4 protein-coding genes are annotated in these 18,519 nt (G+C 43.2%); all 4 read right to left on the bottom strand.

Annotated features, from left to right (window positions below; genetic code table 11):
• Positions 1-29 precede the first annotated feature (29 nt).
• On the bottom strand, positions 30-4,721 hold the full coding sequence (locus OH459_RS23505; RefSeq protein WP_269989023.1) for an OmpA family protein: 4,692 nt from the start codon (positions 4,719-4,721) through the stop codon (positions 30-32).
• Positions 4,714-5,949, bottom strand: a complete 1,236-nt coding sequence (locus OH459_RS23500) for a TolB family protein (protein WP_253649602.1) — start codon at positions 5,947-5,949, stop codon at positions 4,714-4,716. Before OH459_RS23500 ends, OH459_RS23505 begins: the two co-directional genes overlap by 8 nt.
• 1 nt (position 5,950) lies before the next feature.
• Positions 5,951-7,669, bottom strand: coding sequence for a hypothetical protein (locus tag OH459_RS23495; protein WP_269989022.1), 1,719 nt, complete (start codon positions 7,667-7,669; stop codon positions 5,951-5,953).
• 758 nt (positions 7,670-8,427) lie between these two features.
• Positions 8,428-18,393 (bottom strand): tandem large repeat, encoded by a 9,966-nt coding sequence (locus OH459_RS23490; protein WP_269989021.1) that lies wholly within the window; start codon positions 18,391-18,393, stop codon positions 8,428-8,430.
• Positions 18,394-18,519 lie beyond the last annotated feature (126 nt).

The raw sequence follows: 18,519 nt of genomic DNA, 5'->3' as shown, positions 1-18,519 counted from the left end.
GAAAAGAAAAACCGCCCGAAGGCGGTTTTTTATTTGTTGAGAATCGACGCTTCAATTATGGTTGCCAAGTATGGGTCTCTAATCCAAGTTACCAAACGTTCTGTACGCTCGTCTGGTTTCAGTTTTGCCCAGTTGATGTACATATCTTTATCAACTTTATAGCTTGGGTCTTCACAATCAGAAAAATAAGATAATTCATCTACATTTTTGTACTGCCTGCCTAACGACATCTCAAAGCTTCCAAGTTTGAACGGCGTCTTTTCCGCTGTATTGCGTTGTGTTAGAGAGGACACCTTTAGAACTGCTTCTTGGAATCTACCAGATGTCGAAACAACGGGGCCAAATGGTCGAAGTCCCTTGATTTCTTGCCCGTTCAGCGCTTTAAATGCGAACTCGAATCGAGACGCGTAGACGACCTTACCACCGAAATCTTCTTCCATGTCTATGTTGGATAGAGCCTCAGAGACAAAATCTGCGCTTATATTTTTGTTAATCACATCGCTGTCATCTAGCATCCATTTAGAACCGTCCTTCTTTAGTATCCCAATATAAGTAAGGTTACTTAGATGCTCAGGACCAGAGGTAGTTTCAGATCCAAATACGGCTTCATTATCAAAAGTGGTTGAGAGCTTTAGTGAAACTGGAACACTCTGCCATTCAAGATTTTGACCCTGATACGACTCTTTTCTGTGCTTGCCACCAATGAGCATAACTTCCATAGCGAATGACTTATTCGAAGTCCAATCAAAGCCTTTTAGCTCATCTGCAGTAGTGAACATACTGTCCTCGTTCATAAACTGTCGTTTATTCCCGTAGTTGACCGCAATCGCACTGTGCTTAATGTCATCGATAACAGGCTTTGTCGGGCCTTTATGAACTTTACTATGTAAGACAAAATCTAGCGTTAACAAATCTTTCTCTGACACACTATTTCCGTTCGCCAAAAAGCCCGATTTAGCAGAGAGTGTATAGTTATGGTTTGTATCAACCCCTACAGGAATCTGTCTAGGTGACGTAATAAATCGTCCGACTGTCTTGTCCACTCGTACTGGTAGCTTATAGTTGCTTCCAGAGAGAGTGAACTCATAGGTCATATTTTTGAAGCCACCGCTGTTTACATATTCTTTGAGTACATCTTGTTGGGAGTCAATTTTTATCACCGGCCCAAAAATCGGACCGAGAGCAACTTTAGATAAGTAGCCGCTATAATCGACTAAATCATGCTTGGCGATCAAAGGCTTCACTCCAGAGAAGACATCATCACCAAAGTAAAAATACGGCTCAAACTCACAACCAATAAGGACTTTGCTATCTGCTTTTTCCGCCTCAAAAAATTCGGCCAACTCACCTTTGGGGTCTACACTAAATTCCTCGTGTTTCATCGGTTTGAACATCAAATTAAACTTAGGCCCACTGGTATTAAGTAAACCGTCAGTGCGCTGATAAGACATCTCACACTGAAACACATTTGACGTCATCTGTTTTAGACTTTGTTTACCTAACACCATTTGCCACTTCAAACGGTGGAAAGGCGATAATCGCACCTTTTTATTTGCTTTTAATCGTGCCTTCTCCCACTCATCAAAGGTGACCCATTTAGAGTTGTCATGAGGCTCAGAGACTAATAACCTAACGAACCCTAGGTCCTCTTCTGATAATTTTTTAGACTCAACATTAAACTGTGTCGCAAACTCCACTAAGCCTCGTTGTTGATCACGATTATAGAGCTTGTCTTGCACTGGAAACGCGACATTAAACGCCCCAGAAACGTCTTTCCTTTTTGGAGCAATATAGTTGGCTTTGTTACGAGTGATGATTTGTTCCGCTATTTCTTCACCGTAACTTTCAACTAATTGCTTGTGTCCCTCACGACGCATGAGTTCTTGGAGCCACAAGTTACACAAGTTTTCTTTTAACTCTGTGTTTAATATCCAGCCATCGGTTTCAATATATCGCTGAATGTATTCATCAATGGCTAATACTCGCCACTGCTTTGTGAACTCTTGTTCGCCCTCAGCACAAGCTCTTTGAATCAAAAGCACCAAACCATTAATAGCAAGTGCACGGCGTTGATAGCGCTTAATCAACTCCTTTGCACCCGTTGCTTTTCCTAGGTGCTCAACTAACGCCTCTGAAGACGTAAAATACATCTCGGTCAATTGAGTATTAATTTCAGCCAATGAATCAATAATCTCTGTGGTTTCATGGCTAAGTTGTTCAATCGCAGATATGCTTTTTCTAACTTCGTTGTAGGAAGACAAGTAATAATCGAAGAGCGCAGAGTCTAGCAACTGGGCGCCACTCATCAGCATTTTCCCGCCTTCTTTGACAACGAAAAAGCCTCTTGCTGCCTGTCCTATTATCGGAACATAGCAAGCCATACCAACGATCATCTCGAAGATAGCTAGCTTGAGCTCTTTTGCAATTGCTTCTTCTCCCAAGTTCGCATTTAACTGAGCTAAACGCGCTTGCTCCATAGCCTTAAAGCCGAGTCGACTCGGTGGAATTCTCGCCGCAAACTCTTGTAGGTAGATTCGAACCTCAACACGTCGGTTAATATTAAGTTGAGCGTTTTCGCGTTTGATTTCGTTGTTTGGTACCTCGACTATCGGTCGACGTTCGCCAAAAAATCGAATGTCACTGACTGAAGAAAAGAACTCAGCAACATGCTGCGCTCGCTGTTGCGAAAGGTTTTGGTTATATTCTGAATCACCGTTTTGACAGGCATGCCCTTCGATTTCAACAACGGCATTTGGAATCTTGGATAATTCTTTATCAACAGCAGCCAAATATGACAAGTGAGGGGCTTGAACCTGATTGTTATCAAAAGGAAAAACCAAGCGTAAACCGGCACCTTTATGGTCTTGAACAAACATTGCACTGTCTTCAGCAACGTCATTCGGAATGCTGTCAGTAAACGTTACATTGTCGCCTAACTTATCTATGATTTGCTTAAGTAGTAATTCCCCGCTCTTCAGACTTTCTTTCCAGACTGGTACCCAGTTCAGATAATCACGTGATACCTGCTCAAAATAACTTTTCCTGAGTTTAGCTTTCTCTTCTGCTAAGCGTAATTGCTCGGTTTTGTCAGTGATCTCTTTTATCTCATAGAAGGTGTTAATTGCATTGAGCCCGGCACCAGCAAAGGGCGACAAAAAGCTTTTGACACTGCCGTTACCTGTCAACCACGTTCTAGCAGCACTCCCCGCCACAACGTGGGCATTACCATTTCTCGCAGGTTCAATAACCTTGGTAAAGAACTTACTTTTATCAAACCCTTTCTCTTTGAGAAGCGTTTTTAAGCCCACTTGAGCTGCACGCTCAGATTCCGATGCTGCTTGGCGTAAATCTTGAAGAGTTTGGTAAGCTGCTGCAGTCGCCGATACCCCAAATGAAAACTCCAATGCCGAAATCATGGCTGGGGGTAAAGCGCCCTTGTCTACTTGCCCCCAAAACGTATTTGCTAAACTTCCAATCACGTCGTGTTTACTTGAGGGATTTTGATGAATATTAATGCCAGCATTAACCAAACTTGGTGTAACTTTTGTTCCAATCTCCCACAGCGCTGCACTCATACTGGCAGTCGTTCCGCTATTCTCTAGGTTTTCAAGCTCCCCCATCCGGAAGGCTTGTAGAGCTTTAAACTGCGTAGGAAATTGGTATATCAAAGACTCTTCAAGTGAGATCATGTCGCCCGCAACAACCGCGATCTTACCAAACGGTGTCGTTTGGCTAAGCGTGATGTACTCTCGTAGCTCGTAGGTGACTCTGGAGATAAGTCCAAACTCATCATACTCTTTGGTTACATTAGTGGCATTCTGGGCAAATTCGGGAATTTTACCTGCAGACTCTCGGTCGAAAACCACTTCAATGGTGTACATGCCATCAGTAAAATCCTCTGACGCCAACGGAAACAACGCGATTGGACGATGCGAACCGCTGATTTTATCAAGTTTAGCCTGCGTTACAGTGTCCTCTTCTTGTAAGCTTTTATGTGTACTCGTTGTCTCGTCGAAACGCTTTACATCAACAATAGCGAGGTCATAATCATCGGTTGAAAACGCTACAGCGAGAAATGAAAAAGTTGGCACGATAAAACCACGAATGGGCTTATCTTCAGGTACAGAGTCATACCATTTGTTATATGTAACTTGCTCATCAGTTAGCGCTTGAGTACCTACTTCATATTTTGGTGCGAGCTGTGAACGCTTTACTTCTGTAACAGCATATTCCACTTTTTTTTCTAGCGAGTTAAGCGTTTGATCACCGCCATACCCCTTTAGCTTTTCTAAGATAGAAGCGAGGTCTGCGCACGCCTTTTTGATTGGGCGAGCCTTACTCTGCGCACCAATCGCCAACTCTGTAAGCATTGACCATTCAGGAAAAGACAGCTTATACGTCTTCTGTGTTAGTTCATGTACGGGCGAACGCAGTGCCAAAACCTGATTGACGTTGGTTTTTGGGTTTTTCTGCGTTGAATCACCGAGTACATGTAAACGGCCTAAATCGTCTGTCGCCCAAAGAGCAGCGCTTTCCTCACCTAAATTTATGGCAATAGGAATACGTGACATAGGGCGGATATTTTTCAACTCTTCTAATGAGGTCAGATCTTTTTCGATATTAATCGCTCTATATTGAGGGTTCTGTGCATCCCCAATATTAGGAAAATCGACACCGAACAAATAGACATCTGTTGGTAAATACTTAAAGTTATTACTCATCGTTATCTACCTCCAGAAAGCGTCCATAATTAGCATCGGCATTATATAACACTGGTGTTATCGTGTTTTGACCAGATTGAATCACCTTCCATGACTGAGCACCATTTCCATTCATTTCATAACGGAGATCTGGCCCATAACGTCTTATGGTTATTATTGCTGCTCCTCTTTGTGTTTCATTACCGTTGTTACTGATATTGCCCACTTTAGCATAAACGTTCTTTTCATCGCCTTCCTTAGAAAACGCAAGCCACGTTTTTTCTTCAACGTTGATCAGCACCTTACGATACGAGTTTATTCCCCATACATACTTACCATTAGGGCTGATCGCAATTTGGCGGTAGATACGCTTTTCAATATCGACGGAGTCTTCAAACTCTTTTTCAGGTAAAATAGTGTATAAGCGTTTGAGTGTCTTGGCGTCATAAACCCCAACCCCCAAGCCCGCGGCATTGATTAATTTGCCGTCTACAATGACCGTATTTTCAGACAACGGTACGTCTACCTCTTCTTTGATTCCTGTCGCGAGTGTGTATTTATAGCGCTTAAAACCGTCTGAGAAATAGATGTAGCTAGAGTCATCCGCCCAGACCAAATATGGCTTGGTGCGCGCACTGCCCAACTGAATGGTCTGTTGCGTTTTTAAGTCAAAGATCGCTTTTATCAGAGGCTCGCCATAACTGTATGCGTATGCCACATAACGATTATTAGGGGAACGGCTCGTCACAAAGGTCTGAGGTGACGCCATACTTGGCATATCATCCGTAACTAAACGTAAATCTGTCCCATCAATTTTCACGCTCCAAATTTTGTAGCCATTTTCGTAATCGTTTACGAGAGGGTCTCGTGAGCTGACATTATTCCACCAAAACTGAATTCGAGGTTTGTCATAAGAGCTCGCATCAGACAAGTCTTCACGAGGCCACTCTTTTGCTCTGCGAACAGCATAGCCTGGTTTTACGGGAAGTGTACCTGGGTATTCAGGCTTGGACAGATCTTCAGAGTAAACAATAAAGTTGTGCTCACTTTGCCATTGGCAGCGTGGTCCGGTTACATCTTTGCGATCGAGTGACGTTGTTTCACCGACATCGTAACAAGCCTTCTGAGTAGGTTCTTTTTCTACGGATTGTGTAGTTGCAACATTCGAAGCTTGATTACTTTCGTCACCACAGCCTGCTAATAACATAACTGTCGAAAGAAGTGTGATACTTAACGTTGTTCGTTTCATTTTATAATAGTTCCGTGAGTTCAATGTCTTGATAAATTACTGACATTAAGACCGTTTTATCTGAGTTATGAGATCTACAATGACGGGTTAGATTGGCCCTTTTAACTTCTGGTAACCAACCACTAAACACGACTTCTTTACAATACTGATCCACAAACTCAGCCTCGCGCAAAAAAATCTTTTGGCTCCATGTTTCATCAACACACGTCAGTTGGAAATAATCATCCGGTTGATCGCACTGAGGGTTGCTTTTATACGTGATTACAATGCCTTCACTTGGGGAATTAACAACAGCAGCAGCAACACCCTGCTCTTTTTGACTGACGACATTGTAATCTGATTTGCTTAGCACTTGAGTATCTAGATTCGGCAGCGAAATCACAGGTTCGGAGCTCGCATCAAAGTTATGAGCAGAAGAATAATCACTGAGGTCTACTTTAATCGCTTTCTCGTTATTCCCGCTCTTTAATTCATTGAGTTGCTGAGTATTGAGTTGAGCCCGAGAATAATAAAGAGCAACATCACTTTGTACGCTGCCGTTTATTTTGTATGGAAGCCAAATATGAGGCAAAGGAACACCAAGCGGCTCTCTCTTAGTTTTACTTCCAGCCTTAAATGGACTCAACTCGGTTTGAAGTAATTCTGTGTATGTTTCGCCTTCGTTAGGCCAATCAGCGACCACTACCTCAACTTCTTCTGCAGTAAGACCAAAAACACGGGCGCAAGCATATTCGTCCAACACACCCTCATAGACTTTTTTACCGTATTGGTACAACTGAAACGCTTCCCCTGACAGAAATGCTTCGGAGTCTTCGTCATATAAGCTAATATCGACTGATCTTTGAGGCGAGGACTTAGTGCTTTGGTAGAGTGATAGATCGACATCAGAAAAGCGTCCGTCGTTTTGAACTTGGATTTCTCGCCAAACTTCTGATTGCCAAACGACATAAATATAACCGCTTTCAATAGATACATACCCTGAATCACTTTTATGAACTGCAACCACAGGCACCAACACGTTATCCCACTCATCCATCTGAGTTTCTTTATCAACGGGCTGAAGGTCTTCGGCGAGTTTAAGCAAGATTGGCTGAGGCTGGTCGGAGCAAGGAATTTTGATATAAAGCGTTTTACCTTCAGCATCGAGATCTTTAAACGTCGCGAGGCTGCGGTGTTTGTTTTCGGTATCGGCCTTGCCTACAGTCACTTTTTCTTTTTGAGCTTCGGTTTTTCCCAACATCAAACATGCTGCATTGCTAGACCACTGCCCCGCAAACTCGACAACGATTTTTTGATCTGGGCTTGGCTCAGAAGGTACATGCGTGTAACTGCGAACTAGAGCAACATCATCAGTAACCTGCTTATAACCCGCTTTGAAAACTTTGCTTTCATTCGAAGCAGAAACAGAGTCAACGAGTGTTTTAAGCCTAGGGAAACTTTGCAACTGAGAATCCGTTAATGGCGACCTACGAGCGAAGGAAGATAATGGAACCCAGCTACCTTTGCCCAATTCGATTCTGATCGCAGCTAACAATCCGCTGGTCGTTTTCTTGGCAGAGAGAGAAATCTTTTGTGCAAACTCTTTAGGGAGGTTTCTAAGAATATCATCTGAATTTCGCAAACGCGAAAGCTGCCCTATACACTCGTCTGGCGTAAGAACATAAGATAGCTCGTTGGAGGATAGCTTCGAGCTAGGTATAAATTTGCAAACTAAATGCATTTGGATTCTCCACAACCAACATCGTAAATATGGTTGCGGTGACATTTAAGCTGATAAGGCTTACAAGTACGATTTGGTGGCTCAATGCTACTAATTAAATTTATAACATTCAATCAGATAGAGAAAACGACGAAAAGGTTAAAACCATTAAAAACAACAAAAAGACAGGCTTATTGGTAATTATCACTAGCAATAAAGGCACAATAACCACCCAAACCTTTCAAAAGTTATATTTTCAGAAATCGTTTTTTTTTCGTTTTTGGGCAGAAGTTAACAATTTCAATAGACCAAAATATAGCGGCAAGCCAAGGCTCTAAAGGGAGCAGCTTCCCCAGTAACAATACGTTGGTTAATTACTACTGAGAAAGCGTGAATAAAAAGGTGAGTGCTTATCACACCCACAAAAACGCATAACCGTTTTGACGTGATGCTAGGTTGGTGTCACTTCAATACGATTACACAAGTGATAGGTTGTACCCTATCGTTTGCAGAACTCTATACTTGGGGTATAGCAATCAGCCGTAACTATATAATATTGCGACATATTCTCAACGTGGCATATTCACCATTACATATCTAAATTGACCACCACAATCACACCAACACCATCTAAAAACAAAATACTTATAGGTATTCTAGATAATTCACCTTGTAGAAAGACCATTGAATCATCCGGTTAAATTATTATAAAAAGCGAATCGTTTGATTTAGATCACTTAAATCTAGGTAAAAAAAGCGAGCTAAGAGCTCGCTTTCAATTAGGCTGCATTAAGCAAGGGGATATCACCATGATGTTTATCCCAAGACTTTGGAATAACAAGAGCCGTCGTACTGTCGTAATTGAATGTTGTGCTCTCCTCATCAGCTGTCGCAGATAACGCGTTAGTGCCTTTTGCGGAGACAGTAATGACACCATCTTTTAGGGTTGAAAGGTCTAAATCGATCGTCCATGCTCCGCCGACAAGCACAAGTGTATTCCCTGTTACTTCTACGCCAACACTATCAACAGCTTTGATTTCGATTGTGTCATCTACCTCAAAACGAGTACTGGTACCATTGACGGTTACCGTTGTCGCACCTGATACATCATTGATGGTTTCGAGCATAATAGTTGGCGTGATAGCTAACGCTTTGCTTGATGTGAACGATTCACCAGCATTGCCAGTTGCATCCTCAAAACCTTGCAGCGTTAACGACACGCTCTTCACTGAATCGGCTACTGCTGCCACTTGGGCAGAGCCTACCCATTGGGTGTGAGAGCCAACCTGTGGTGTCCAATTGATCGCCGCAGTACCTAAAGTTGAACCTGTTGGTGTCGTCACTTCTTTATCGAATGTAGCTGTCACTGTGACGGTCTCACCCGCCGCAGCGTACTCCGGTGAAATAGTCGTTTGGCTATCATCAACCGTTGGTTTGGTTTGCGTCAAAGTGAACGTTGTAGACACCTCTTTCGCCACAGCTTTCAAATCGTTCGTGCCATTAACAGTCACGGTAATGCTGCCATCTTTTAGACTCGTGACATCCAAGGATGTATTCCATTGGCCTAGAGCATTCGCAGTGGTGGTTTTCGTGACTTCTTTACTGTCCGTATCAACCGCTTTGATGGTTAATGTGTCGGTGGTTACGAAGCGCGTGCTACCGCCATTGATTGTTACTGTCGCAGCGTCAGTTGAATTGACATCACGGATATTCTCAACCGTTAAGGTTGGCGTGATAGCTAACACTTTGCTTGAAGTAAACGATTCACCAGCATTGCCAGCTGCATCCTCAAAGCCTTGCAGCGTTAACTCTACGCTCTTCGCTGAATCGGCTACCGCTGCCACTTGAACTAAACCTTCCCATTGGGTGTGAGTGCCAACCTGTGGCGTCCAATTGATCGCCGCAGTACCTAAAGTTGAACCTGTTGGTGTCGTCACTTCTTTATCGAATGTAGCTGTCACTGTGACGGTCTCACCCGCCGCAGCGTACTCCGGTGAAATAGTCGTTTGGCTATCATCAACCGTTGGTTTGGTTTGCGTCAGAGTGAACGCTGTAGACACCTCTTTCGCCACGGCTTTCAAATCGTTCGTGCCATTAACAGTCACGGTAATGGTGCCGTCTTTTAGACTCGTGACATCCAAGGATGTGCTCCATTGACCTAGAGCATTCGCAGTGGTGGTTTTCGTGACTTCTTTACCGTCCGTATCAACCGCTTTGATGGTTAATGTGTCGGTGGTTACGAAGCGCGTGCTACCGCCACTGACTGCTACTGTCGCAGCGCCAGTTGAATTCACATCACGGATATTCTCAACCGTTAAAGTTGGTGTCATAGCTAACGCCTTAATCAATGTGAACGGCTCACCAGCATTGCCAGTTGCATCCTCAAAGCCTTGCAGCGTTAACTCTACGCTCTTCACTGAATCGGCTACCGCTGCCACTTGAACTAAACCTTCCCATTGGGTGTGAGTGCCAACCTGTGGCGTCCAGTTGATCGCCGCAGTACCTAGAGTTGAACCTGTTGGAGTCGTCACTTCTTTATCGAATGTAGCTGTCACTGTGACGGCCTCACCCGCCGCTGCGTACTGCGGTGAAATAGACGTTTGGCTATCATCAACCGTTGGTTTGGTTTGCGTCAGAGTGAACGCTGTAGACACCTCTTTCGCCACGGCTTTCAAATCGTTCGTGCCATTAACAGTCACTGTAATACTGCCATCTTTTAGACTCGTGACATCCAAGGATGTATTCCATTGACCTAGAGCATTCGCAGTGGTGGTTTTCGTGACTTCTTTACCGTCCGTATCAACCGCTTTGATGGTTAATGTGTCGGTGGTCTCGAAGCGCGTGCTACCGCCACTGACTGCTACTGTCGCAGCGTCAGTTGAATTGACATCACGGATATTCTCAACCGTTAAGGTTGGAGTTATTGGCAATGCGTTTGAGGCATTGTTTTCGCCCACATTACCCACTAAGTCTTTATATTGACTGACAACAAGACCAACGCTAGCTTCCGGTACATTCGGAACCTCAACTGTGCCTGTCCACACCTTCTTATTTGCGGTCACCGCTAGTGATGTAACGTTATTACTTCCTAGTGATGCAGTCGCTTCTTGCAACTCTTTGTCGAACTCAAGCTGGATGTTGACAGATTTGCCGATTTCCTGATGTATCGGGTCAAACGTCACCTTAGTCAGTGTTGGCAACACACCTTCAACCCCTAGAAGCAAACTATCCCCAATTCCGGGGATAGTATTGACGCTCTCATAGCTACCATCATCGACCCGTATGGTTATATCTTTATCCGCCCTTTCTGGAGTTAAGTAGTTGACAGTCCATGTTTTGTCATCAGTTTTGTTCCAAGATAGAAGCTTCAGCTCTCCAACATCACTTCCATCACTTGCTTCGAGTTTTACATCAGAGAACTCAAAGTTTTTGACGTCTTCCGTAAACTTAAACGTAAGCTGAACTTCAACACCACCAGCTAATGGAGCACTCCCAGAGCTCGATATTGTGAGTTCTGGGACACTTGCAGCTTCCACTGTCGGCGTTATCGTTTCTTCAGCCTTATGGTTGACGAGGTCCGACGCCACTACTTTTATCGTGTAGTCTCCTTTTGATAATAGGTAGTGCATTACATACGGGTCGCTATCGTTGGCAGGCTGTGTGATTGATTGTGGACCAACAATTACCCCTGCCCCATTATCAGCCGTTGATGTGACTGAACTTAAGTTTTTATCTGAAACATAAGCGGTTACATCCAAATTGTATTTATCACCTGTCGGAGTCATAGAAACTTGATCAGCGCGAACACCCGTGATAACTGGTATCTCATGGTCAACAACAGAGTCGAGACCTTTGGCATCATAAGATTTATCGAAAAGCTCAAAGTCTGTAATCGAACGTCCTATGGAATCTATGACAGTGACTTTGTACGTGTACTCAGCCTGGTCATCGGCATCAAACACCATAGTGCCTGACGCCGTTGATGACGTTATATTTCCCTTGAAATTAAGCGTATCCCCAACCTTCGGAATCATATCTACAGAGTAGCTAGAAGCCTTGACGTGCTCACTATCTTTAGAGGTAATCGTAAATGATTGATTCTCATCTACAAACGCTAGCTTGTTTCCTTGCAAGCCAGCAATGCCATCAAAAGCAAGTGTTACTGTTGGCGCTTTTAAATAAACAGTTTTTGTTGCGGACTCAAAGTTTTCGACAGCATCAGTCGCGATAACCTCAACTCTGATTTCATCACGACCTGCGATCTGATCTTTAGGCAACTCGAAATAGGTCACATTCTCCGTTTTTTCTTCTTCAAAGTTGAGCACACGCACTGTGTATTTAACCGTAGCGAGTCCACTGACTTCATCTCTCATCTCATCAAAAGTGAACCTAACCTTATCGTTTGGTTGCTCTGAAACCGTGATCACATCCCCAATAATTGGGGCAGTATTATCGAATCGAATGTCTTTAACTGCTGCACTTCCACGGTTATCCCAAACATCTGTGGCAGTCACATTTACAGTCAGTGCTTTGTTTTCTAGAGAGCTTTCTAATTGGTCACTATGGAAAATAGAACAACGATATTCTCCATCAACACCACAAGGCTTGAACTTTTCAAAGTTATCATCCGTTTTGAGATTGTAGGACTCGTCACCAAAGGTGACTTCTACGTTTTCTAGTTCTGAATTTTTACTCAGTTTCACTCTAAACTCTACATCAAGAGTTTTACCATTTAGAACGTTGCCTTCACTTGGGCTGATAATTTCAACGATTGGATCTTCAGTCGGTAACAAAAATTCAAACTCATGATCTAGGGCTAAATTACCTGCATTGTCTTTAATGTTTGTTACTTTGTAATCATGTGTAACTGCGGTCTTTTGGATAATGTCGGAGTACTTTTCCTTGTAGCGACACACAACCTGACCATCCGCATTTAATACACAACTTTCTGCGCTAAAAGGAATCGCTCCCGCTTTCCGAATTATTTTAGGGTAGTTGTCTTCATTGGTGATGTTCACTCCTGATAATTCATCTTTAAACATAAGCTCGAACGCTAGAAACTTCGTGTCATCACCAGGGTTGTGGGTTACTTCACCACCAGAGAATTGATAAGTATCAGTAGCTGGTTGAGTGACTACTGGGGAGTCTGAGTCCATCATTTTAAAGTCAAATTTCTGAACCGCTACCGCGCCATTCGTGCCCTTAGTTTGAACAATCAATATTGCCGGTGACAATGAGGTACTTTCAGAGTCAACGGTACAACTAGGTTCTTGTCCTGGAGATATATTCTTCTTGCCAGAAGTTGGCTTTTCGTTCTCATCAGGGACTTCATTACCATCGTACTCTTGACGAACCCAGCACTGAATTTGCTGCGCTTTAACTTCACTTAGCGTTATGAATGTGACATCCAGCACACCATTAGAGACATAGTTTTGAAAGTCTTGAGTTGGTTTTAATACATCAAGAGCAACACCATTACGCTGAACACTAAGCGTGTGGTTTATCTTGCTGACTAATGGATTATCGTCGCTGTTATGCTGGACATTGTTGTAAACACTAATACTGAGTTCATAGTTACCATCAGCTTTTAACTCAGACTCTTTCAAGGTAGCAGTCCACGTACCCTCTTCACCCACAACTTCATCGAACTGAAAGTCCGTAGCTTTGCTCTCACCGGAGTATTTATAAGTAGAAACAATGTTCTTTACACCACTCACATCCGTTACTTTTAACGTCAGCTTGATGTCACCTTCGTCATATACGACGCGATCTATTGTTTCACCGTTCGCAATGTTAGTGATTTTTAAATCCAGTTGAGGAACCTTGTTACTTACATTAAACCGGAAATCTTTTTGGGAAGAGTTACCACGAACATCAAGACCTTTGATCCTAATAGTATGCTCACCATCACTCAAACCACCTAAAGGAACCTTTAGAGTTTCGGCATTAACTATGTCCGTACCTTGCGTACCAAAAGGCGGCTCTGCATCCTCAAATATCCAGAACTCTAGATTTTCTCTATCAACACCTTCAACAGAAACATTGCCGCTTGCGCCCAAGTCAACGGCTCTCAGCTCAAACACATAATCGTTGACGTAATAGCTACTTTCATCGTGACCAACCAAGTTAAAATCTGGACCTTGATTGTCAAAAATGACGCTATTTGTGTTGGATTGACTCTCAAAGCCATGAATATCTTTCGCTTTGACGTAAAGGCTGACACTGTTCCCTTCACCCGGCATATCAATTTTGTCAGTATCACTCTCGACAAGTGGCATGGGAAACTTTTGGCTTGGTTCTGCGGGTTTGAATGTTTTCAGCGCATCTGCTTGTCCAACTTGGAATAACGAGACCTCCGTGATTTTCGAATCATCTGTCACTCCATCAAAAAGCACGTTGAAATTACGACCAACGACTGCATTTTCCTTTGTTAAAGCGTCTTCAACCCAAGGGGTAGAAAGTAAAATAGTTGGCCCTTCGTTATCAACTTTGAAGGTAAACGTACCTTTTCTACTTTCGTTTTTCGGATACGCTGTATCTGTCGCCGTCACGTAGAATTCATTGGTAGCATCATAACTAAAGGCATTTGCAACCAACTGAACTTTAATATCTGGCTGCTCGCCAATAAGGTACGGTTCATCACAACTACTTGCTACAGGGTCACACGCCTCTAATGTCTGGGTCTGACCCGAACCTTTGCTCAACTCAATCTTTACGTTACTTCCCTGACTGAGTTCGCCCCAATCAATGATCGGTGTCCAAACACTGTTGCCACCCAATCGTTCAACAATATTCGCATCATTAACAACTGGAGCTTCAGAATCGATGTAGATGCGGAACCTTGGCGCACCGCTATCGGCATCAGATACGGCATTGCCCAAATTATCTTCTGCGCTAGCGACTGCGAACCAGTTACCATCCCCTGGGTTGATGGTGACTCCTTGACCCGAACAGTCTTTCTGGCTGCATAGTCGTACTACAAATCGTTTTGTTTCATTCTTATAAAACTGCTCATACGAAACTGGATATTTTTCGCCTGAACTTTTGTAAAGTAGAAGACTACGCTTATCGAGCTTATCACCAACGACATCATCTAAGATAAAAGTCAGATCGTGAATGTTACTCTTAACGCTTAGGTAAACACCATCTTTGATTTCTTCATCATTGATGTCTTTGGGAGGCTCATAACTCGCCTTCGGATAATCGTTATCTACATAAAGGCGTTCTAAATGTGGGTTGGACTCAGAATAACCATTGCCTTTGGTATCAAACGCACTTATCTCCAGTGCAAATTCAATAATATCCTTTAAGTCTGATGACTCTGAGTTAAGCGTAAAGAAGTACTCTTTTTTGAACTTCCCACTCTCGCCTGACTCTTCTATGTTTAGATCCAGTGGAATAGCCGTATTTGGATTGCTTCCCGCATACCACATACTTTTGAATTTAGGTGCATTATCGCCCTTTTCGACAATACCTGATGGGTCTTCCAAAACGACTTGGGAAACCACTTCCCCCGCGACATAACGTTTGTTACCAACCATCGTTTGGCGACCAGTTACTATCTTCAACGTTTTCTCCGGTGGATATACATCAATACTTCCACCTTCACTATCAAAGATACTGTCACTGCCAAGTTTTGGGTTTGCCTGTGAAATATCATCAGCATATAGCTGAGCAATATTATCAGGAATCTGATACTTACCCGTCATGATGTTGTAATACGACTGAGCAAGGTCTTTCCTGTAAGTGTCAGAACTGAACTCATAATCATCTAGTTTGATTTTGTTACCACCAGCTCCAAGACCATTTGCTTTACCATCGTAGCTAAGATCATCATAGATAGCAGAGGCAAAATCAGAAGAGTTGTTCCTCGGCAGGTTTTGCGCCAAACCATCGATGGCCTCAGCAAGGAATCGATGTAAGTAGTCATTGGTCAAAACATTAGGTATTGGTTTCTCTAACATCTCGTTCGTGGCATAAGCCGTCACGGTCGGGTCAAAGCCAAAGAATGAGCTGTTGTTACTGTTGGCACCCGATAAAGCGTATTTCACATCAGTAAGAATTTGCGATGCACGTTCTGACGTTTTATCTCCTGCTTCTACTTGGTTCCAACGATAATCAAACAAACCCGTTTGGTAGGTTGCAAGCTCAGTGATGTAATAAGTGTTTGAGCCATCAAGCTCAAAATATGCACCTATATTGGCGTTATTTAAGTTTACACTCGCCTTTTTACCCTCATCATCTTTCCATTGGTAGTAATGAGGATCCGTCCCTTCTACACCGATTAAACGTACGCGCATGAATTCGTAATTCACCACATCAGTTGTGGTTTCACACACCGCGACGTCAAGCGCGGTTGTCTGATCACTTTCAGGTTGCTGGATGGTGGTACAACTAGCTAAAGATGTGAATTCGCCATTGGGGTTCAACCCTTCTAATTGCACTCGCGCACCAATAAAAGGCGTCACGACAGTCATTGTCGGCAAGTCAAAACTGCTTCTGAAGTAAACGACTTGCGCAGCACTCACGTTTTCAGATTCATCGATGGTTTGGATTTCCAGCTTTTGGCTCGCATTTTCAGAAACGTTCTTAAAGCCTTCACCAAGGATTTCTCTTACGAAAGGAACATAATAGATAACTTCGCTGACTCGACCGTTGCTGTCCATGATCGTTTCGTGAGGAATATTTGCGGTAACGTCTTCTGTTGAGGCTACTGTTTGTGTTCTCTCTTGGAAGGCATATTGACCATCATTGTTTGGGCTTACATAGTACTTGACCACTAGCTTCAGTTTGTCAGCACTCGTTCCCAAGACAGTGTCTGAACTCACATCGGAAACTCGAACCTTTACATAAGGAATTTTCTTTTCTTTTAATAAGTTAACGTTAAAGTTTGCGAAGTCGACACCATCAAGAGATTTCAAACCTGAGCTTGCGTAGACGTAGTCGATCTTCAAGTAGTCACGACTCGACTGCACGTTATCAGAAGTATAAGTATCTTGTGTGTAAACCCCCTCGTATGTCGATCGCTCCCCATCAAGGTTTACATTGACGTAGTTCATCGACGCCCCTTCAGGGTAAGCAACGATCTGAGCTGGAGCTTGGTCATCGCGACTGACGGTAAATGTTAGCTTACCGACATTATCTTTTGTGTCCTTCGCCGTAATATCAAACGTAGTCGTAGATAAGAATTCTTCTGTCGAATAAGGTTTACTGGTGAATTCACAAGCACTGCCTGACTCAGTGATAACCGGAGTACAACTGAGCTCTTCTGGTAAACCGTTTTTGAAGGAGACGTTAACCGATTTAATGTCTTGAGATGCCTCTTTAACAGTCCCTTTTAACACATATTCGGGAAGCTGCTTGTTGATCGCGCTCGCTGAACTCACCGTAATAACAGGCGCGTCATTATCCCAATAAAAATTAACGTAGTGACCTTTGTTACTGCCAGGAACAAGTTCATTACCTAAAACGTCTGCAGTGTAAAAGACCAAACGAGCATCCGATACATTAGAAAGACCAGTATCCGAATCACGCTCTACAGCATCAATCGCATTGGTATCAATGCTTACTTTGATGTTTGTTTCACGAACACCAACTTCAAAGCCGCTAGCATCTACCGAACAGAACTCACTACCGGAAGTTTGCTGGTCACTACATTTAAATTCTCCTGACCAAATGCCGTTTAGTTTGTATTCAACATAAGCAGAAATAGATTGAACGCCAATATCGTCGTTGATTCTGAGATCGACGTTATCTGTGCCAGCTAAAACGTCACTATCTGTGCGAGTAACAGTTGGCGGAATTGTGTCAATTTCCGTCTCGTCGCGAGGCGGAATAACGCCATCAGCCTGACCATGAGTCCCCAAATCATTGACTTGTTGGCTAAACGCCACGTAATCATCAGCATCGGTTCCAGAAACATTGAGCTTGGGATCGTTCACCACAATTAAAATTTGCTGCGAAAGATCTTGCGTATAAACGTCACTGGTGACTTTCTGCTGACCAAACGTAAGTGGAGTAACAGCACCTGTAGACTCACTAATTTCTAAGCCATCTAAAAGACCGTCTGCAATAACATCGCGGAATTGAATGTCTGCAAGATGCATTGAGGTATATATATTGTCTTTAGACTGACCGTATTTCTCTATCAAATCATAAGAGTAAGAAGAATAAGCCGTTAGCAACGCACCGTACTGATGTCCGGGTGTAGCAAAGCTACTCTGACCGCCTTTAGTTATGTCAATCGGTGTGGTTTCATTGACATTGAACCCATACATACCATTGATACTACTCAATGCTTTAGAAATAGCATCCGCCCCAGATGCCCCTTCTGCAATTTTGTACTTTGCCAAACCAGAAACAATATTAGTTAAAGGCGTCAGCATTAATGTCTGGTTGCTGCCTTCACTAAAGTTGACGACACCTTCTAGGCGCAAAGTCTTACCTGCACTTGACGATACGATCTCTTTCGTAAGCGGATCGGTATAGCTTCCTTGTTGCGCAACTACATACAAAGGCATCGATGAAGATTCGAATTCAAGCTTGTAATCACCGAAGGCGTTAGAAGTCGTGTTGGCAAGCAACCTGCCAACTTTTCCGTTCTTGTATTCAAACACCTCGATCTTCGCACCATTGACGGGAGCGTCAAAAACGTTTCCTGAGATACTTCCTGTCTTCCTAGCTGGCGGCGTGCTGTCACCCCCACCCCCACCGCCACATGCACTCAATAATAGTGAAGCAGCCATGAGACCTAACGTTGGTTTTAGCGTATTTTTAGTGATCATAGTAATTTGGCAGAGTATATTTTGCCGCGATTATATTATTGTCTAGAATTTTCTCAACGTGACAAAATAACCATAAAATCAAACATA

Origin of the sequence: Vibrio sp. MM46, assembly GCF_027587135.1 — a bacterium.
Lineage (GTDB): Bacteria > Pseudomonadota > Gammaproteobacteria > Enterobacterales > Vibrionaceae > Vibrio > Vibrio harveyi.
This window is presented reverse-complemented; position numbering and strand designations above follow the sequence as displayed.

What these genes read in the sequence shown, in the direction of transcription:
- OH459_RS23490 (WP_269989021.1), bottom strand. Translation starts at nt 18,393, where the DNA reads ATGGCTGCTTCACTATTATTGAGTGCATGTGGCGGTGGGGGTGGGGGT.
- OH459_RS23505 (WP_269989023.1), bottom strand. Translation starts at nt 4,721, where the DNA reads ATGAGTAATAACTTTAAGTATTTACCAACAGATGTCTATTTGTTCGGT.
- OH459_RS23495 (WP_269989022.1), bottom strand. Translation starts at nt 7,669, where the DNA reads ATGCATTTAGTTTGCAAATTTATACCTAGCTCGAAGCTATCCTCCAAC.
- OH459_RS23500 (WP_253649602.1), bottom strand. Translation starts at nt 5,949, where the DNA reads ATGAAACGAACAACGTTAAGTATCACACTTCTTTCGACAGTTATGTTA.